Origin of the sequence: Burkholderia sp. Bp8992 (assembly GCF_003853705.1) — a bacterium.
In the GTDB taxonomy this organism is placed as follows: Bacteria; Pseudomonadota; Gammaproteobacteria; order Burkholderiales; family Burkholderiaceae; genus Burkholderia.
This window is the reverse complement of the sequence record NZ_QTQI01000006.1, coordinates 76,825-94,396: the sequence shown is the minus strand read 5'-3', so window position 1 is coordinate 94,396 and position 17,572 is coordinate 76,825. Positions and strand designations below refer to the sequence as shown.

Annotated in this window: 19 protein-coding genes and 1 pseudogene; 11 read left to right on the top strand and 9 right to left on the bottom strand. The window is 65.8% G+C overall.

The window, feature by feature from the left end; translation table 11 throughout:
* Window positions 1–146: 146 nt before the first annotated feature.
* The 10 genes from DIE03_RS11565 to DIE03_RS11520 all read left to right on the top strand — a co-directional run bounded on the left by DIE03_RS11565 (window position 147) and on the right by DIE03_RS11520 (window position 7,775).
* Window positions 147–1,058 carry a LysR family transcriptional regulator gene (locus tag DIE03_RS11565; protein ID WP_124450343.1) on the top strand — a complete coding sequence of 304 codons (912 nt, stop codon included), beginning with the start codon at window positions 147–149 and terminating at the stop codon, window positions 1,056–1,058.
* Window positions 1,059–1,221: 163 nt separating this feature from the next.
* On the top strand, window positions 1,222–1,863 hold the full coding sequence (locus DIE03_RS11560; protein ID WP_124450341.1) for an RNA polymerase sigma factor: 642 nt from the start codon (window positions 1,222–1,224) through the stop codon (window positions 1,861–1,863).
* Entirely contained in the window at window positions 1,853–2,755 is a 903-nt protein-coding gene (locus DIE03_RS11555; RefSeq protein ID WP_124450338.1) for an anti-sigma factor, read from the top strand. The genes DIE03_RS11560 and DIE03_RS11555 overlap by 11 nt, the downstream gene beginning before the upstream one ends.
* A gap of 241 nt (window positions 2,756–2,996) precedes the next feature.
* Entirely contained in the window at window positions 2,997–3,371 is a 375-nt protein-coding gene (rpsF, locus tag DIE03_RS11550) for a 30S ribosomal protein S6 (RefSeq protein ID WP_124450336.1), read from the top strand.
* A 40-nt stretch (window positions 3,372–3,411) separates the two neighbouring features.
* Complete coding sequence (priB, locus tag DIE03_RS11545; RefSeq protein WP_034188684.1) at window positions 3,412–3,711, top strand: primosomal replication protein N; 300 nt, start codon at window positions 3,412–3,414, stop codon at window positions 3,709–3,711.
* Window positions 3,712–3,715: 4 nt separating this feature from the next.
* Window positions 3,716–3,991: a 30S ribosomal protein S18 gene (gene rpsR, locus DIE03_RS11540; RefSeq protein WP_006486248.1), complete on the top strand. Its 276-nt coding sequence runs from the start codon at window positions 3,716–3,718 to the stop codon at window positions 3,989–3,991.
* 27 nt (window positions 3,992–4,018) lie between these two features.
* Window positions 4,019–4,471 carry a 50S ribosomal protein L9 gene (gene rplI / locus DIE03_RS11535; protein ID WP_021156519.1) on the top strand — a complete coding sequence of 151 codons (453 nt, stop codon included), beginning with the start codon at window positions 4,019–4,021 and terminating at the stop codon, window positions 4,469–4,471.
* 135 nt (window positions 4,472–4,606) lie between these two features.
* Window positions 4,607–5,989 (top strand): replicative DNA helicase, encoded by a 1,383-nt coding sequence (locus DIE03_RS11530; protein ID WP_006486249.1) that lies wholly within the window; start codon window positions 4,607–4,609, stop codon window positions 5,987–5,989.
* A 138-nt stretch (window positions 5,990–6,127) separates the two neighbouring features.
* On the top strand, window positions 6,128–6,754 hold the full coding sequence (locus DIE03_RS11525) for a DUF47 domain-containing protein (protein ID WP_034188683.1): 627 nt from the start codon (window positions 6,128–6,130) through the stop codon (window positions 6,752–6,754).
* Between the two features lie 10 nt (window positions 6,755–6,764).
* Entirely contained in the window at window positions 6,765–7,775 is a 1,011-nt protein-coding gene (locus tag DIE03_RS11520; RefSeq protein WP_046543500.1) for an inorganic phosphate transporter, read from the top strand.
* A 150-nt stretch (window positions 7,776–7,925) separates the two neighbouring features.
* Here the strand turns inward: DIE03_RS11520 and DIE03_RS11515 are convergent, their stop codons facing one another.
* On the bottom strand, window positions 7,926–9,020 hold the full coding sequence (locus DIE03_RS11515) for a C40 family peptidase (protein ID WP_124450334.1): 1,095 nt from the start codon (window positions 9,018–9,020) through the stop codon (window positions 7,926–7,928).
* A 237-nt stretch (window positions 9,021–9,257) separates the two neighbouring features.
* Complete coding sequence (locus DIE03_RS11510) at window positions 9,258–11,060, bottom strand: PhoH family protein (protein WP_124450332.1); 1,803 nt, start codon at window positions 11,058–11,060, stop codon at window positions 9,258–9,260.
* Here DIE03_RS11510 and DIE03_RS38985 point away from each other — a divergent pair.
* A pseudogene (locus DIE03_RS38985) lies at window positions 10,956–11,209 on the top strand (hypothetical protein); the annotation flags it as partial. The gene DIE03_RS11510 and the pseudogene DIE03_RS38985 overlap by 105 nt on opposite strands.
* Window positions 11,210–11,394: 185 nt before the next feature.
* On the opposite strand, the gene DIE03_RS11500 reads toward DIE03_RS38985, so the two are convergent.
* From DIE03_RS11500 to DIE03_RS11470, 7 genes are all read right to left on the bottom strand, one after another.
* Window positions 11,395–11,856, bottom strand: a complete 462-nt coding sequence (locus DIE03_RS11500) for a peroxiredoxin (protein ID WP_034207483.1) — start codon at window positions 11,854–11,856, stop codon at window positions 11,395–11,397.
* A gap of 109 nt (window positions 11,857–11,965) precedes the next feature.
* Window positions 11,966–12,862 carry a polysaccharide deacetylase family protein gene (locus DIE03_RS11495; protein WP_124450330.1) on the bottom strand — a complete coding sequence of 299 codons (897 nt, stop codon included), beginning with the start codon at window positions 12,860–12,862 and terminating at the stop codon, window positions 11,966–11,968.
* Between the two features lie 13 nt (window positions 12,863–12,875).
* The gene (locus DIE03_RS11490) at window positions 12,876–13,931 is read right to left on the bottom strand and encodes a bifunctional UDP-4-keto-pentose/UDP-xylose synthase (RefSeq protein WP_059233974.1); all 1,056 of its coding nucleotides are present in this window, start codon (window positions 13,929–13,931) and stop codon (window positions 12,876–12,878) included.
* Complete coding sequence (locus DIE03_RS11485) at window positions 13,928–14,875, bottom strand: formyltransferase (RefSeq protein ID WP_124450328.1); 948 nt, start codon at window positions 14,873–14,875, stop codon at window positions 13,928–13,930. The genes DIE03_RS11490 and DIE03_RS11485 overlap by 4 nt, the downstream gene beginning before the upstream one ends.
* On the bottom strand, window positions 14,872–15,909 hold the full coding sequence (locus DIE03_RS11480) for a glycosyltransferase (protein ID WP_124450326.1): 1,038 nt from the start codon (window positions 15,907–15,909) through the stop codon (window positions 14,872–14,874). The genes DIE03_RS11485 and DIE03_RS11480 overlap by 4 nt, the downstream gene beginning before the upstream one ends.
* 6 nt (window positions 15,910–15,915) lie before the next feature.
* Window positions 15,916–17,067, bottom strand: a complete 1,152-nt coding sequence (locus DIE03_RS11475; protein ID WP_124450324.1) for a DegT/DnrJ/EryC1/StrS aminotransferase family protein — start codon at window positions 17,065–17,067, stop codon at window positions 15,916–15,918.
* A 130-nt stretch (window positions 17,068–17,197) separates the two neighbouring features.
* Window positions 17,198–17,569, bottom strand: a complete 372-nt coding sequence (locus DIE03_RS11470) for an SMR family transporter (RefSeq protein WP_124450322.1) — start codon at window positions 17,567–17,569, stop codon at window positions 17,198–17,200.
* Window positions 17,570–17,572: the final 3 nt, after the last annotated feature.

The following is a 17,572-nucleotide window of genomic DNA, read 5'->3' as shown; positions in this document are numbered from 1 at the left end:
TTGCGATCGGGTCTGTTGGGGACACTTTAGGGATGCAGGAAAGGTTTGATAAGATCAGCCGGAGTCGCTTATTTCGAAACTAAAAGTATGGAATGACGGCCGGGCGGGGCTTCCCGCCGGGGCTGGAACAGAGACGGAGACAGGAGATGGATCGCTTCAAGCAGATCGAGACGTTCGTGCGGGTGGCCGACGCCGGCAGCCTCGCGGCGGCGGCGCTCGAGGAGGGCGTGTCGCCGGTGGTGCTCGGGCGGCGCATCGACGCGCTGGAGAAGCGCCTCGGCGTGAAGCTGATGTACCGCTCGACGCGGCGGCTGGTGGTCAGCGAGGAGGGCGCCGCGTTCCTCGAGCGCTGCCGCGGGCTGCTGTCCGAATGGGACCAGGCCGAGAACGAGCTGGCCGCCGGGCGGCGCGCGGTCAGCGGGCACCTGATCGTTTCGGCGCCGGCCGCGTTCGGGCGCAAGCACGTCGCGCCGCACGCGCCCGGCTTTCTGGCCGACAAGCCGGAGATGCAGCTGTCGTTCAACCTGACCGACCGCGTCGTCGACCTCGTGCGCGAAGGCTACGACCTGTCGATCCGGATCGGCGGCGCCGTCGACCCGAACTTCGTCGCGGTGAAGCTCGCGTCGAACCGGCGCGTCGTGTGCGGCACGCCCGGGTATTTCCGCCGGCACGGCCGGCCGAAGTCGCTCGACGACCTGCTGAAGCACAACTGCCTCGCATTCAACCTGCAGGGCGGGCAGAACCGCGGCTGGTATTTCCAGCGCCACGGCAAGATCGCGACGATGCGCGTGGCCGGCAACCTCGACTGCAACGACGGCGAGCTGCTGCACCGCTGGGTGGCCGAAGGGCTCGGGCTCGGCTGGCGTTCGACCTGGGAAATCGCCGCGCAGCTGGAGACGGGCGAGCTCGAGACCGTCCTCGACGAATACGCGCTGCCCGACTACGACATCCTCGCGGTGTATCCGCAGCAGCGCTACGTGCCGGCGCGCGTGCGCTATTTCATCGACTACCTGCGCGACGCCTATGCGCGCCCCGGCTACTGGAGCACCACGCCGTAACGGGAGGCAGGCGCTCCGGCGATTTTTTTACGCATCGAGCGCCCGGCGCGGGAATAAACTCGACGCAGCAACGGTATGGTCGTCGAGCGTGCACGTTGCCGGTCTGTCCGGGCGCCGTGCGCGGAACGGGCGCGGCATCGGCCGCCGGGACCAGGGAGGCCATGTGGGGCAAGCCGGACAGGCGGTCGATGAACGGGGGGCAGACGACGCGGTCGCGCGCGGCGAGCGGTTTCGCGTGCTCGTGCTGCCGCATCTCGACGCCGCGTACAATCTCGCGCGCTGGCTGAGCGGCAATGCCGGCGACGCGGACGACGTCGTCCAGGACGCGTGCATGCGCGCGCTGCGCTTCGTCGATTCGTGTCGCGGCGACAACGCGCGGCCGTGGCTGCTGACGATCGTGCGCCATACCTGGTACACCGAGTGGCGGCGCCGCACGCATGCGCACGAGGTCGCGCTGCCCGACACGCTCGACGACACCGACGTGCCCGACGATTGGCAGCCGGCGACGGAAGATCCGCTGGCGCACCTGCTGCGCGGCGAGAACGTGCGGCTCGTGAACGCGGCGCTCGCGAAGCTGCCGCCCGAATACCGCGAGGTGCTCGTGCTGCGCGAGATGGAGGACCTGAGTTACCGCGAGATCGCGGCGATCGCGGACGTGCCGGTCGGCACCGTGATGTCGCGGCTCGCGCGCGGCCGGCGCAAGCTCGCCGCGCTGCTGGGCGGCGCGCCGGCACCGGCGCCCGAAGGCAGGCCGGGCCGTACGCCGGCCGGCGGAACCGCATCGGAGGCTATCGATGGACTGTAACGAAGCGCGAGCGTTGCTGGACGCGGACGTCGACCGCGAGCTGTCGGCGCCCGATGCGTTGCGGGTCCAGCAGCATGTCGAAGAGTGCGGCGTGTGCCGCCGCGAACGCGCGCGGATCGTCACGCTGGTGCAGGCCGTGCGGCAGGCCGATTATCACCGTGCGCCCGATGCGTTGCGGGCAAGCATCCTGGCCGGCCTGCCGGCCGCGGCCGATGCGCCCGTTCGCGAGCCGGCGCCGGCCGAGTCGCGGCCCGAGCCGCGCTCGCAGCCGAAGTCGCCGCCGCGTCCGCGCGGTCGTGGCTGGTTTCCCTGGCTGCCGGGGCGTGGCGGGTCGGCACGCCCGGCCACGGCCGGCACCGGGCCGGGCGTCGCCGCATGGCCGGGGCTCGGCTGGGGCGTCGCGCTGCTGGTGGCGCTCGCGGCGGCGGGCGGGATGACGTTGTCCGCGCGCCACGCCGACACCGACCGCACCGTCGACGAACTCGTGTCGAGCCACGTGCGGGCCGACCTGTCGGCGCGCGACATCGACGTGATCTCGACCGACCGCCACACGGTCAAGCCGTGGTTCAACGGCCGGCTCGACTATGCGCCGCCGGTCGAGGATCTCGCGGCGAACGGCTTCGCGCTGGTCGGCGGCCGGCTCGACTACGTCGGGCGCCGCCGCGTGGCGGTGCTCGTCTACCGGTACCGGCAGCACGTGATCGACGTCTACGTACGGCCGGCCGGGGAAGGGCCCGCGGCCCCGTACTCGACCGTGTCGCAGGGCTATGCGCTCGACCGCTGGGACGCGGCGGGGATGACGTGGTGGGCCGTGACCGACGCCGAGCCGTCGGCGCTCGCGGCGTTCAAGGCCGCGCTCGACACGCGGCTCTCCGGCACGCGCAGCGAGTGACGGCGCGGCGCCCGTTGCACGCCGCCGCGTGTCCGGCTTGCCTTCGGACCCCGATAAAAAAGAGCCGACGGGCGGGCGCGGGTATCGGCCCGCCGTTCAAGTCTTTGAAAACATGGCCGAATCCGCGCGCCGATCGTTGATTGGCCTTGCATGCGCCCCGTAATCGGGTTAGAATCTTCGGCTTCTCACTTGCCACACCGGTTCAGACGCCCGGGTGGCTTTAATCCACAAGGAGTGTGTAATGCGTCATTACGAAATCGTCTTCATCGTGCACCCGGATCAAAGCGAGCAAGTGCCCGCGATGATCGAGCGCTACAAGTCCACGATCACGTCGCACGGCGGTCAGGTCCACCGTGTCGAAGACTGGGGCCGTCGCCAACTGGCCTACATGATCGAGAAACTCGCGAAGGCTCACTACGTCTGCATGAACATCGAGTGCGACCAGACGACGCTCGACGAACTCGAACACGCGTTCAAGTTCAACGACGCCGTGCTGCGTCACCTCATCGTCAAGATGAAGAAGGCCGAAACCGGCCCGTCGCCGATGATGAAGGAAGTTCAGCGCGAAGAAGCCAAGAAGGCGGCTGCAGCTCAGCCGACCGAAGCGCAGGCTTAAGTTCGTCATTCATTAAGCCATCAAGGAGCGCGCCACTCTCGTGAACAGGTTGCAATTGACGGCGAGCGTCGTCGAACGCGCACCGGTGCGATATACGCCGGCAGGTGTTCCGATCGCTAGCGCCACATTGCAGCACCGCACGGAAGTCGTCGAAGCAGGCATTCCCCGTCAGGTCGAAATGACGATCGAGGCGGTGGCGGCCGGTGAGGCGAGCGGCAGGCTGGAAAGTCGTGAAATGGGCGTCGAAACGCTGTTCACGGGCTTCCTGGCCAAGAAAAGCCGCAACGCGAGAACCTTGGTGTTTCACATCACAGCATTGCAGGACATTGGAAAGGACTGAAATCATGCCCCGCCCGACTGGTAAGAAATTCGACAAGCGTCGTCAGCAACAAAACCCGCTCTTCAAGCGCAAGAAGTTCTGCCGTTTCACGGCTGCCGGCGTCGAGCAGATCGACTACAAGGACACGGAAACGCTGAAGGACTTCATCGGCGAAAACGGCAAGATCACGCCGGCTCGCCTGACGGGTACGAAGGCGCACTATCAGCGTCAGCTGGATACGGCCATCAAGCGTGCGCGTTTCCTCGCGCTGCTGCCGTACACCGATCAGCACAAGGCGTAATCAGGCGACGCAATAAGGAGAATTCGAATGCAAATCATTCTGTTGGAAAAAGTCGCCAATCTGGGCAACCTCGGCGACATCGTCAAGGTCAAGGACGGTTACGCTCGCAACTTCCTGATCCCGAACCGCAAGGCTCGCCGTGCAACGAAGGAAGCGATCGCCGAATTCGAAGTTCGCCGCGCTGAACTCGAAAAGATCGCCGCTGAAAAGCTGGCAGCATCGCAGGCAGTCGGCGAGAAGCTGAACGGCCAGTCGTTCGAAATCACGCAGAAGTCGGGCGTTGACGGCCGTCTGTTCGGCTCGGTCACGAACGGCGACGTCGCTGAACTGCTGAAGAAGGCAGGTTTCGAAGTCGAGAAGCTGCAAGTTCGCATGCCGGAAGGCCCGCTGAAGATGATCGGCGAGCACAACGTCCAGGTCGCGCTGCACACGGACGTCGTCGTCGACGTCACGATCAACGTGATCGGCGACCACGCGTAAGCGTATGCAAGCTTTCCGGGCGGCTTCCGCCGTCCGGACAAGGGCAGGCGCCCGGGCAACCGGGGCCTGCCTTTTTTATTGCCCGATCGCCTGAGCGGTAGCGCTGCAGCGATCAATTCGCGATAATCCCAACCCATGAACGCGCCGCAAGATCCCCAAATCGAATCGCTGAAAGTCCCGCCGCATTCGGTCGAAGCCGAACAGTCGGTGCTCGGCGGCCTGTTGCTCGACAACGCGGCATGGGACCGGATTGCCGATTTCCTGTCGCAGGGCGATTTCTACCGCTACGACCACCGGATCATCTACGAGCACATCGGCCGCCTGATCGCGTCGACGCGCCCGGCCGACGTCGTGACCGTGTACGAAGCGCTGACCACGTCCGGCAAGGCCGATGACGTCGGCGGGCTCGCGTACCTGAACGCGCTCGCGCAGAACACGCCGAGCGCCGCGAACATCCGTCGCTACGCGGAAATCGTGCGCGACCGCGCGGTGTTGCGCCGGCTCGTGTCGGTCGCCGACGAAATCTCGGCCGACGCATTCAATCCGCAGGGCAAGGAAGTTCGCCAGCTGCTCGACGAAGCCGAATCGAAGGTGTTCTCGATCGCGGAAGAAGGCGCGCGCGGCAACCAGGGCTTCCTCGAGATCGGGCCGCTGCTCACGCAGGTGGTCGAGCGCATCGACACGCTGTACCACACCGCGAACCCGAGCGACGTCACGGGCACGCCGACGGGCTTCGTCGACCTCGACCGGATGACGTCCGGGATGCACGGCGGCGAACTGATCATCGTTGCAGGACGCCCGTCGATGGGTAAGACCGCGTTCTCGATGAACATCGGCGAATACGTCGCGGTCGAGTACGGGCTGCCGGTCGCGGTGTTCTCGATGGAAATGCCGGGTACCCAGCTCGTGATGCGTATGCTCGGCTCGATCGGCCGGCTCGACCAGCACCGGATGCGCACGGGCCGCCTGACGGACGAGGACTGGCCGAAGCTGACGCATGCGGTGCAGAAGATGAGCGAGGCACAGCTCTTCATCGACGAGACGGGCGGCCTGAACCCGATGGAATTGCGTTCTCGCGCGCGGCGTCTGGCGCGGCAATGCGGCAAGCTCGGCCTGATCATCGTCGACTACCTGCAGCTGATGTCGGGTTCGTCTCAGGGCGAGAACCGCGCAACCGAAATCTCGGAAATCTCGCGATCGCTGAAGAGCCTCGCGAAGGAGCTCGACGTGCCGGTGATCGCGCTGTCGCAGCTGAACCGCGGCCTCGAACAGCGCCCGAACAAGCGCCCGGTGATGTCGGATTTGCGCGAATCAGGCGCAATCGAACAGGATGCGGACGTGATCCTGTTCATTTACCGTGACGAAGTCTACAATCCGGACAGCCCCGACAAGGGCACGGCCGAAATCATCATCGGCAAGCAGCGTAATGGCCCGATCGGCCCCGTTCGGCTCACGTTCCTGGGTCAATACACGAAGTTCGATAACTTTGCGGGGGCGCAGACGTTCTACGGCGAGTAACGCCGCTTGTAAAGCCCTAAATCGCCAAACGTTGTATCCAATCCCGGCGCGCGCATGTGCGCGCGTCGCGTCGCGACCGAAAACGGTACAATGTCGCCCGTTTTCGTGACAGTAGTTTGACAATCTCTCAGGAATCCCATGTTCGGTCGATTCATGCCCACCGAGGGCAAGTTCTTTGAACTCTTCAACGCGCACGCGAAGCACATCGTTTCCGGTGGCCGCGAGCTCGAACTGCTGATCGACAATCTCGCCGACGCCGAGATTCACAAGCAAAACGTGCAAACCGCCGAGAAGGCCGCCGACAAGCTCACGCACGAGGCGATCGATCTGTTGCACAAGACTTTCATCACGCCGCTCGATCGCGACGAGATCCACAAGCTGATCACGACGATGGACGACATCCTCGACCTGATGGAAGACGTCGCGACGGCCGTGTCGCTGTACGACGTGCGTTCGGTCACGTCCGAGGCGAGCCAGCTCGCGCACATCGTCACGCAGTCGGCGCAGCACGTGCAGCAGGCGGTCGGGTTGCTGTCCGACATGAAGCAGTCGGCACAAATCCTCAAGCAGTGCGAGGAGATCGACCGCTGGGAGTCGGAGGCCGATCGCGTGCTGCGTGCGGCGATGTCGAAGCTGTTCCGCGAGGAAGACGACGTGAAGACGCTCATCAAGCTGAAGGCGATCTACGAGCTGCTCGAAGAGATCACCGACAAGTGCGAGGACGTCGCGAACATCATCGAAGGCATCGTGCTGGAAAACGCCTGAGCGGATCACGATGCATTCGATACAACTCGCCCTATGGATGGTCGCGGCACTCGTGCTCGTCGCGCTCGTATTCGACTTCATGAACGGCTTTCACGACGCGGCGAACTCGATCGCCACCGTCGTGTCGACCGGGGTGCTGAAGCCCCAGCAGGCCGTCGTGTTCGCGGCCGCGTTCAACGTGATCGCGTACTTCATCTTCCACCTGAAAGTCGCCCAGACCGTCGGTAAAGGCACGATCGACCCCGAGATCGTCGACCACTACGTCATCTTCGGCGCGCTGGTCGGCGCGATCGGCTGGAACGTGATCACGTGGTACTACGGGATTCCGTCGAGCTCGTCGCACGCGCTGATCGGCGGCCTCGTCGGCGCGGCGCTCGCGAAGTCGGGCTGGAGCTCGCTGAACATCGACGGGCTGCTGAAGACGATCGCGTTCATCTTCATTTCGCCGCTGCTCGGCTTCATCCTCGGTTCGCTGTTCATGCTCGGCGTGTCGTGGCTGTACTTCCGTACCGCGCCCAGCAAGGTCGACCGGCGCTTCCGGCGGCTGCAGCTGCTGTCGGCCGGCCTGTACAGCCTCGGCCACGGCGGCAACGACGCGCAGAAGACGATCGGCATCATCTGGATGCTGCTGATCGCGAGCGGCTACGCGTCGGCCACCGCCGATGCGCCGCCCGCGTGGGTGATCGGCGCATGCTACCTGTCGATGGGCCTCGGCACGCTGTTCGGCGGCTGGCGCATCGTGCGCACGATGGGCCAGAAGATCACGAAGCTCAAGCCGGTCGGCGGGTTCTGTGCGGAAACCGGTGGCGCGATGACGCTGTTCCTCGCGTCGTTCCTCGGCATCCCGGTGTCGACCACGCATACGATCACCGGCGCGATCGTCGGCGTCGGCGCGACGCAGAAGCTGTCGGCCGTGCGCTGGGGCGTCGCCGGCAACATCGTGTGGGCGTGGGTGCTGACACTGCCGGCAGCCGCGCTGTTCGCGGCCGGCGGATGGTGGCTCGGCCACCAGATCTTCTGATCGTCGACGCAGCAGGTTCGATATCCGATGCGCCGCAAGCCGAAAGGCTGCGGCGCATTTTCTTTTGGAGCAGGGGCGTTTCAGGCGGAGCAGGCAGGCGCGGCGGCAGATGCCGGCGGCGATACCGGCCGTCGGGGTTCGGGCGACCGGTCAGTAACTGCCGTTCGCAAATCGCGCGATCGGATCGTCTGCGGTGCCGGTACGCGGGCTGACGGGCGCGGATTGCGTCGACGCGCGCAATACCTGCACGGGGCCAGGCTCGATACTGCGTGGAGCAGCGGATGCAGCGGCGGGCGGCGGTTCGGCATCGAAGGCGGCAGCCTGGGCGGCCGTCAGCGCCGTCGTCGGAATCTGCGTGCCGGATTCCGCCGCGGTGATGGGCACTGAATTGGCCGTCATTGCGGTCGTGCCGTCATTCACCGACGTCGCCTGTTGCTGCGCGGCCTGCATACGCGGCGGCGGCGGTTCGTACGGATCGGCGGCCGGGGCCGCAGGTGCGGCTGCGGCGGTCGTCACGATCGGTGCGGCCGGGACCGCCGGAGCGGGCGCCGGCGCCTGCGTTGCTCTCGCTTGCGACGAAGCATACGCGGGCGGCCGCGACGCAGCGGCAGTCACGACCACTGGGGCGGGTGCTGCTGCCGGCGCGTTGCGCGGCTCGTCGCGCTTCGCCTCGTAGGTCGGCGCATCGAACGGCGTCGGCGCCGTGCGCGGCGGCGCGACGCGGCGAATGCCGTCGAAACGCTTGGCCCAGTACGGGTTCGTCAGGTAGTCGAGCCGCACGGTGCCGCCCGTCGACGGTGCGTTGACGAAGCGCAGCTTGCCGACATAGATGCCGACGTGCGAATGCGGCCGCCCGGTCGTATTGAAGAAAATCAGGTCGCCCGGCGCGATTTCCTCGGGTTCGACCGACACGCCGCGGCCGCTCATGTCGGCGGTCGTGCGCGGCAGGTTCACGTCGGCCGCGCGGCCGATCACGTAGCGCACGAGCCCGCTGCAGTCGAAGCCGCTCGTCGGCGTGTTGCCGCCCCAGCGATACGGGATGCCGACGAGGCTCATCGCCTGGATCGAGATTTCTTCCTGGCCGACGCTGTGATCGACGAATTTCGGGAAATTGGCGGGAGCGGGGAACGCGCGCGGCGTCGTGATCTTCATGCCCGACGCGGGACGCGATGCCGACTGCTGCGGCACGCTGGAGCAGGCCGCAAGCAGGGAAACGACGGCAACGGGAACCCAGATTCGAAGCATGGCGAGGCGGGCGAGCGCGGCGCGCTCGCGAATCGTATGACAACAGACAGACCCGATGGTAGACGCTCCGACGGGGCTTAAGCAACCATTCCTGAGAATTTACTTGAAGTTTCGCGCGTAAACTGCGTTGTTGCGTGACGAAGCATTACTTTTGTCTTCGACCCCAAATAAAAACGGCGCTCCGTTTCCAGAGCGCCGCGAGGCGTCGACAGCCGGCCGACCGGCCGGCTTGCGGTGTTACAGGATGTCCGACGCGTAGTCGGCAAGCCGCGAACGTTCGCCGCGGGCGAGCGTCACGTGGCCGCCGTGGCCCCAGCCCTTGAAGCGGTCGACGACGTAGGTCAGGCCCGAGCTGCCTTCGGTCAGGTAAGGCGTGTCGATCTGCGCGATGTTGCCGAGGCACACGATCTTCGTGCCGGGGCCCGCGCGCGTGACGAGCGTCTTCATCTGCTTCGGCGTCAGGTTCTGCGCCTCGTCGATAATCAGGTACTTGTCGACGAACGTGCGGCCGCGCATGAAGTTCATGCTCTTCACCTTCAGGCGCGAACGGATCAGCTCCTGCGTCGCGGCACGGCCCCATTCGCCGGCCGCGTCGTCGGTCTTCTGCAGCACTTCGAGGTTGTCGTCGAATGCACCCATCCACGGCTGCATCTTCTCTTCCTCGGTACCGGGCAGGAAACCGATGTCCTCGCCGACGGGCACGGTTGCGCGCGTCACGATGATCTCGTTGTAGCGCTTGTCGTCGAGCACCTGCGCGAGGCCGGCCGCGAGCGCGACGAGCGTCTTGCCGGTGCCGGCCTGGCCGAGCAGCGTGACGAAGTCGATCTCGGGGTTCATCAGCAGGTTCAGCGCGAAGTTCTGCTCGCGGTTGCGTGCGGTGATGCCCCACACGTTGTTCTTGTGGTGGCTGTAGTCGCGCAGCGTCTGCAGCAGCGCCGTCTTGCCGTTCAGTTCGCGGACGATCGCATGGAACGTCGGCTCGCCGTTCTGCGGCTCGAAATAGACGAACTCGTTGACGAGCATCGACGCGACGAGCGGGCCCGTCACGCGGTAGTACGTGGTGCCCGTCTTCGTGTCCTGCCAGCTCTCCATGCCCTTCGCGTGCTTGGTCCAGAAGTCCTGCGGCAGTTCGCGCACGCCGGAGTAGAGGAGATCCTTGTCCTCGAGCACCTGGTCGTTGAAGTAGTCTTCCGCGGGCAGGCCGAGCGCATGCGCCTTGATCCGCATGTTGATGTCTTTCGACACCAGCACGACCTGGCGGTCGGGCCGGTCGCGCTGCAGCGCGCGCACGACGCCGAGGATCTGGTTGTCGGCCTTGCCTTCGGGCAAGCCTTCGATCGGCGCGATGTCGGCGAGCTTCGTCTGGAAGTACAGGCGGCCGAGCGCCTCGCGGCTGCCGAGGCGCGACAGCGGGATGCCGTCCGAGATCGGGCCGCCATCGGCGACGAGCGCGTCGAGCGTGCGGCTGACCTGGCGTGCGTTGCGCGCGACTTCGGACATCCCCTTCTTGTGGTTGTCGAGTTCCTCGAGCGTCATCATCGGCAGATAGACGTCGTGTTCCTCGAAGCGGAAGAGGCTGCTCGGGTCGTGCATCAGCACGTTGGTGTCGAGCACGAACAGTTTCTGCAGTTCGGCTTCGGCGGGCTTGCGGCTGCGCGACTTCGTCGCGGCACCGGCGTCGCGCACGGGTGCGGCGGCCGGTTTGCCGGCGGCCGGCTTGTCGTTGCGTGCGACGACCGGCGCCGCGGGTTCGGCGGGGGCCGGCATCGGCTGCAACAGCGCGGCCGTCTGCTTGGTCTTGCGGCCGCGTGCGGGTGCGCTCGCGGCATCAGGCGCCGAAGACGCGACGGCACGCAGCGGCGCGGCCGTGTTCGCGGCTTCGATCATCGGTTGGGCCACGCTGGCCGGACCATAGTCACCGGCTGTGGATGCGTCCCCTTCGGCGGATTTCTTCGCGGCTTTCGCGGGCCGCGCTTTCGCCTTGTATTCGTCGGGCGGCAGCAGGCTGCCGAGCTTGCTGGGGGGGGTAGGCAAAGGCATGGTGTCCCTCGGGAGGAATCGTGTCGCATGGCGTGCGCCGCTGATCGCATCCTGCGTGACGTAGACGCATGCAGTTTGCGCGCGGTGGCGCACAGGAAGTTCGTCTAGCCGGTTCGCCTAAGTGTCGATCAGCTCCTCGATGCGGTTAGGGCCGGACCGGGAGGGCCGGCGCGCAATCCATAAAAAAAGCCGCTGCCCCGTCGACAGGGGCATGCGGCTCGGCTGATATCGTCGTGATGCGCGTCAGGTGCCGGGAAGCATCGCATCGAGCACCGGCGCAGCTACGAGAAATATGGGGCGAACTGGCATTCATTGCGGCCCAATATAACGCGCCTCAAAGCGCTTGTACAGCCTTTAGCACGTCGTCCACGTGACCCGGCACCTTGATGCCGCGCCATGCCTGGCGGAGCACGCCGTCGGCGTCGATCAGGAACGTCGAGCGCTCGATTCCGCGCACTTCCTTGCCATACATTTTCTTCATCTTGATGACATCGAACAGCGCGCACAGCGCTTCGTCGGCATCGGAGATGAGCGGGAACGGCAGTTCGAGCTTTGCCTTGAAATTGTCATGCGAGCGCAGGCTGTCGCGCGACACGCCGATGACTTCCGCACCGGCTTTCTTGAACTTCGGATAGAGATCGCGGAACTGCAGCCCCTCGGTCGTGCAGCCCGGCGTGTTGTCCTTCGGATAGAAGTACAGCACGAGCTTCTTGCCTTTCAGGTCGGACAGCGAAATGTCGCCGCCCGTGGCCGGTGCGGTGAAATCGGGAACTTGACGGTCAACTTCGACAGACACGTGTTTCTCCTGTTGTTATGGAAAGGCGCCGCTGCGACGGCGCTGTGCGGCGGGGCGCCGCCGCAGCACGGCCAAGCGCGCTGCGGGCGACGCCGGCTCGCGCGCGAACTCAGTCGGGCTGGACGATCAGTTCGCCGGAGCGGCCGGGGATTTCGCCCCACGTGACAGGGTACGATGGCAGCGAGTCGCGGTCCAGCGTCGCGTGGTAGTCGCCCATCGTCGCAAACGTGTGGCCCTGCGCGCGCCAGCCGGCGAGCAGTTGCTCGAACACGGGCGCGAGCTTCTGGCCTTCCAGTTCCGCATGCAGCGTGAAGACCTGGTCGTGCGGATTGGTTTCGGTGAACTTGAGGATGTGCGCGGCGACGTTGTGCGTGTCGACGCCGTCGATGCCGAGCACTTCGTCGAGCGTCGGCAGCGTGGTCGGCATCTGCACGTGCGACAGCGTGCGGCCGCCGACGACGGGCAGGTACGGCGAGTGGCCGCGCCCGTCCGATGCGTAGCGCATCCCCCACGCATCGATCTGCTCGAACGCCGAATCGTTCATCTGCCAGCCGGCCGCGCCGTGCGTGACGGGCGGTGCGCCGAAAATCTCGATGAAGCGCGCGTGAGACTTCTGCATTTCACGCGCGGTCCAGTCGCGATCGCGCGCGCGGACGTTGTCCTGCCAGTACACGTGATCCCACGTGTGGATCCCGCATTCGAAACCGGCCTCGTGGATCGCGCGCATGTCGGCGATCGCACGGCGGCCGATGTCGGGGCCCGGCAGCAGCACGCCGTACATCAGCTGCTTCACGCCGTAGTGTTCGACCACCGACGTGCGCGACACCTTCTTCAGGAAGCCCGGGCGAAACACGCGCCGCAGCGCCCAGCCCGTGTGATCGGGCCCGAGGCTGAAGAGGAAGGTCGCGCGCGCACTGAAGCGGTCGAAGATGCGCGCGAGATTGGGCACGCCTTCGCGCGTGCCGCGCAGCGTGTCGACGTCGATCTTGAGGACGATACGAGCCAAGCGAGCGTCCCGGTCAGCCTTGCTGTTCGACGAGCGCGCGCGCGTCGGCGACGTGGCCGCGATACGCTTCGAAGATGTTGCGCAGCGCGTCGTCGAACGTCGCCTGCGGCGCCCAGCCGAGCTCCTGCATCGTGTTGTCGATCTTCGGCACGCGGTTCTGCACGTCCTGGTAGCCGTTGCCGTAGTAGGCGCCGGACGTCGTTTCGACGAGCTTCACCTGCTTGGCCGAATCGGCGTACTCGGGGTATTCCGCGGCCAGTTCGAGCATCTTGTGCGCGAGTTCGCGAACCGAGAAGTTGTTCTTCGGATTCCCGATGTTGTAGATCTTGCCCGACGCGACGCCGTCCTTGTTCTCGATGATCTTCATCAGCGCGCTGATGCCGTCGCCGATGTCGGTGAACGCGCGCTTCTGCGAGCCGCCGTCGACGAGGCTGATGTTCTCGCCGCGCACGATGTGGCCGAGGAACTGCGTGACCACGCGCGAGCTGCCTTCCTTCGGCGTGTAGATCGAGTCGAGGCCCGGGCCGATCCAGTTGAACGGGCGGAACAGCGTGAAGTTCAGGCCTTCCATCCCGTAGCCCCAGATCACGCGGTCCATCAGCTGCTTCGAGCACGCGTAGATCCAGCGCGGCTTGTTGATCGGGCCGTAGGTGAGGGCCGATGCGTCCGGATCGAACTGCTCGTCCGAGCACATGCCGTAGACCTCGGAGGTCGACGGGAACACGAGGTGCTTGCCGTACTTGACGGCCGAACGCACGATCGGCAGGTTCGCCTCGAAGTCGAGTTCGAACACGCGCAGCGGCTGCTGGACGTAGGTGGCGGGCGTCGCGATCGCGACGAGCGGCAGGATCACGTCGCACTTCTTCACGTGATACTCGACCCACTCCTTGTTGATCGTGATGTCGCCTTCGAAGAAATGCATCCGCTCGTGGTTGACGAGGTCGCCCAGCCGATCGGTCTGCATGTCCATGCCGAACACTTCCCAATCGGTGGTTTCAAGAATGCGCTTCGACAGGTGATGGCCGATGAAGCCGTTCACACCCAGGATCAGGACTTTTTTTGCTTTCATGAATGACGGGAAGAATGAATGAACTGCGCGAATTCCGCGGGCGTCACGACGGTTTCGCTGCCGTCGCGCTGCTGCCACAGCTCGAGAATGGATAGGGCGCGGCTGTCGCCGCAGACGCCGAATAGCGCATTATCGCTTACGTGCAGGCCGGGCGGCAAATCTGCCGCGGCGGCCGCTGCCGCGCTGCCGGGCGCCGCGAGGCGCGCGCGCGCGATCACGAAACGCGTGCCGGCGACGTCCGTGAACGCGCCCGGATACGGGGGCGCGACCGCGCGCACCAGGTTGTAGACCTGTGCGGCCGGTTTCGACCAGTCGACGCGGCCGTCCTCGGGCTTGCGCCCGCCGTAGTAGCTGCCGGTCGACAGGTCGTTCGGCAGGTGCGCGGCCTCGCCTGCGAGCAGCGCGGGCAGCACGCGCCAGAGCGTCTGCTCGGCGGCCACCGTGACCTTGTCGAATACCTGCGTGGCCGTGTCGTCCGGCAGGATCGGCACCGCGGTCTGGCCGATGATCGCGCCCGCGTCGGGCTTCGCGGCCATCTCGTGCAGCGTCGCGCCGGTCTCGGTCTCGCCGTTCAGCACGGCCCAGTTGGTCGGTACCCGACCCCGGTATTTCGGCAGCAGCGAACCGTGCATGTTGTACGCACCGCGCGGCGCGATCGCGAGCAGGTCCACCGGCAGCATGTGCCGGTAATAGAACGAGAAGATGAAATCGGGCCGGGCATCCGACACCGCGCGGCGCAGGGCCGGATCGGCGGGATCGGCCGGCGTGACGACCGGAATGCCGTGCTCGGCCGCCACGGACGCGACGCTGCCGAACCAGATGTTCTCGTTCGGGTTGTCCTCGTGCGTGACGACGAGCGCGACGTCGACGCCGCGCGCGAGCAGTACCTGCAGGCAGCGCACGCCGACGTTGTGATACGCGAAGACGACCGCGCGCGGCTTCATTGCGGCGCTCCCGTGCGGTTCGTGCCGGCCGGCACCGGCGGCATGCCGTCGTGCTGCTCGAGCACGGCCTGGATCAGGTAGCGGGGACGCGCGCGCACCTGCTGGTAGATGCGGCCGACATACTCGCCGAGTAGGCCGAGCGCGAAGATGATCACGCCGAGCAGGAAGAACGTGATCGCGAACAGCGTGAACACGCCTTGCACTTCCGCGCCGACGATGAAGCGGCGCACCAGCAGCAGCACGAACAGCGCGGCGGAGCCGAGCGACAGGATCACGCCGATGAACGACAGCCACTGCAGCGGCACGACCGAGAAGCCGGTCACGAGGTCGAAGTTCAGCCGGATCAGGCTGTACAGCGAATACTTCGATTCGCCCGCGAAGCGTTCCTCGTGCGCGACCTCGATTTCGGTCGGCTTCTGCGCGAACGTGTACGCGAGCGCGGGAATGAATGTGTTGACTTCGCCGCACACGTTGATCGTGTCGATGATGCGGCGGCTGTACGCGCGCAGCATGCAGCCCTGGTCGGTCATCTTGATGCGCGTGATGCGCTCGCGCAGCCGGTTCATCATCTGCGACGCCTTGCGCCGCCACAGGCTGTCCTGGCGCTGCTTGCGGATCGAGCCGACGTAGTCGTAGCCCTCGCGCATCTTCGCGATCAGCTTGCCGATTTCCTCGGGCGGATTCTGCAGGTCGGCGTCGAGCGTGATGACGATCTCGCCGCGCGACTGCGCGAAGCCCGCGAGGATGGCCATGTGCTGGCCGTAGTTGCCGTTGAGCAGCACGACACGCGTCGTGTCGGGCCGTACGTGGAACTGATCGGCGAGCATCGCGGCCGAGCGGTCGCGGCTGCCGTCGTTGATCAGGATCACTTCGTACGACGTGTCGAGTGCGTCGAGCGCCGGATACAGCCGCGCGAACAGCGCGGCGAGGCCGTCTTCCTCGTTGTACACGGGGATGATGACCGATACTTCGGGCCGGCCTGCGTCCTGGTGCCCGGCGACCGGATGTCCGGCGCGTGCTTCAAGATGACTCATGTACGCTTATTTTCCGTATTGTTCGCAAATCTGGTTGATGGCGTCGACCACGCGACGCACGTCGTCTTCCGTCATCTGCGTGAACAGCGGCAGCGTGACGGTCGACGCGCCGTACCGTTCGGCGTGGGGGAACATGCCCTCCTTGAAGCCGCGTGCACGGTACAGCGTGAAAAGATGGATCGCCGGGTAGTGGATGCCCGTGCCGATGCCGCGTTCCTTCAGCTGCGCCATGAACTCGGCGCGCGTGATCGTCAGCCGCTCGAGCGGCAGCGTGATGAGGAACATGTGCCAGTTGCTGTTCGCGAAGTCGGCGACCGGCAGGCCGACGCCGAGCTTCGCGGCCGCGCTGCCGTCGAACGCGGCGAAATACGCACGGGCGAGCGCGCGGCGCTGCGCGGTGAAGCGGTCGATGTGCGGCAACTGGCCGAGGCCGACGCGGGCGGCGACGTCGGTCAGGTTGTACTTGCCGCCGAGCACGTCGCAATCCATCCCGTCGAAGCCGGTGCGCGTGATGCCCTGCAGCCGGTACTTCTGCGCGAGCGTCGCTTCGTCCTCGTTGTTCAGCACGAGTGCGCCGCCTTCGATCGTCGTCAGGTTCTTGTTCGCGTGGAAGCTGAACGACACGAGGTCGCCGATCGCGCCGATGCGCTTGCCGTTCCAGGTCGAGCCGAACGCCTGTGCGGCGTCTTCGATCACGCGCAGCTTGTGCGCGCGCGCGATCGAGTACAGGCGGTCCATGTCGACCGGCAGGCCGGACAGGAACACCGGGATGATCGCCTTCGTGCGCGGCGTGATCGCCTGCTCGAGCTTGTCGAGATCGATGTTGCGCGTGACGGGATCGATGTCGGCGAACACGGGCGTCGCGCCCGTTTCGATGATCACGTTGCTGGTCGAGACCCACGACGCCGGCGTCGTGATCACTTCGTCGCCGGCACCGACGCCCGCGATGCGCAGGCCGATCTCGAGCGTGCAGGTGCCCGAATTGAACACGCGGACCGGACGGCCGCCGCAGTACTCGGACAGCGCTGCCTCGAACTTCTGGCTCTGCGGGCCGGTGGTGATCCAGCCCGAGCGCAGCACGTCGACGACGCCCTGGATGGTTTCCTCGTCGATTTCCGGGCGGGTGAACGGCAGAAACGGAGCGGTAGTCTGGCTCATGAACGCGTTGGCCTGTAATGGCGTGTAATAAAAGGGTCGGGCGATCCCGCCCGAAACCGGCATTAAACACCGGTTGGCGGATTCGCACCGTGATTTTTTGTAGGCGGGCGCTTAACGCCGCGGGGCATGCTCAGCTGCGCGCGAGCACGAGCACCCCGACCAGGATGATGCCGATCCCGATGAGCCGCTGGACGGACAGCACTTCGCCGAACAGGTACCACGCCGCGAACGCATTCACGACGTAGCCGAGCGACAGCATCGGGTACGCGATCGACACGTCGACCCGCGACAGCCCGAGAATCCAGACCACGACGCTCAGCACGTAGCAGCCGAGGCCGCCGATGATCGGCAGCTGGGTCGCGATCTTCAGGCCGACAGGGATAATGTTCGCACGGCTGAATTCGAAGTGCCCGACGGCGTTGACGCCGGCCTTGAGCAGCAGCTGCGCAACGGCGTTGAGCATCACGCCGGTGACGATGCACACAAGTGAAACGGGATTCATGCG

Excerpts from the sequence above, each read along its gene's own strand:
- DIE03_RS11520 (WP_046543500.1), top strand. The coding sequence starts at position 6,765 with ATGCATTCGATACAACTCGCCCTATGGATGGTCGCGGCACTCGTGCTC.
- DIE03_RS11555 (WP_124450338.1), top strand. The coding sequence starts at position 1,853 with ATGGACTGTAACGAAGCGCGAGCGTTGCTGGACGCGGACGTCGACCGC.
- DIE03_RS11485 (WP_124450328.1), bottom strand. The coding sequence starts at position 14,875 with ATGAAGCCGCGCGCGGTCGTCTTCGCGTATCACAACGTCGGCGTGCGC.
- DIE03_RS11470 (WP_124450322.1), bottom strand. The coding sequence starts at position 17,569 with ATGAATCCCGTTTCACTTGTGTGCATCGTCACCGGCGTGATGCTCAAC.
- rplI (WP_021156519.1), top strand. The coding sequence starts at position 4,019 with ATGCAAATCATTCTGTTGGAAAAAGTCGCCAATCTGGGCAACCTCGGC.
- DIE03_RS11480 (WP_124450326.1), bottom strand. The coding sequence starts at position 15,909 with ATGAGTCATCTTGAAGCACGCGCCGGACATCCGGTCGCCGGGCACCAG.
- DIE03_RS11510 (WP_124450332.1), bottom strand. The coding sequence starts at position 11,060 with ATGCCTTTGCCTACCCCCCCCAGCAAGCTCGGCAGCCTGCTGCCGCCC.
- DIE03_RS11525 (WP_034188683.1), top strand. The coding sequence starts at position 6,128 with ATGTTCGGTCGATTCATGCCCACCGAGGGCAAGTTCTTTGAACTCTTC.
- DIE03_RS11530 (WP_006486249.1), top strand. The coding sequence starts at position 4,607 with ATGAACGCGCCGCAAGATCCCCAAATCGAATCGCTGAAAGTCCCGCCG.
- DIE03_RS11565 (WP_124450343.1), top strand. The coding sequence starts at position 147 with ATGGATCGCTTCAAGCAGATCGAGACGTTCGTGCGGGTGGCCGACGCC.
- DIE03_RS11475 (WP_124450324.1), bottom strand. The coding sequence starts at position 17,067 with ATGAGCCAGACTACCGCTCCGTTTCTGCCGTTCACCCGCCCGGAAATC.
- rpsF (WP_124450336.1), top strand. The coding sequence starts at position 2,997 with ATGCGTCATTACGAAATCGTCTTCATCGTGCACCCGGATCAAAGCGAG.
- DIE03_RS11515 (WP_124450334.1), bottom strand. The coding sequence starts at position 9,020 with ATGCTTCGAATCTGGGTTCCCGTTGCCGTCGTTTCCCTGCTTGCGGCC.
- rpsR (WP_006486248.1), top strand. The coding sequence starts at position 3,716 with ATGCCCCGCCCGACTGGTAAGAAATTCGACAAGCGTCGTCAGCAACAA.
- DIE03_RS11490 (WP_059233974.1), bottom strand. The coding sequence starts at position 13,931 with ATGAAAGCAAAAAAAGTCCTGATCCTGGGTGTGAACGGCTTCATCGGC.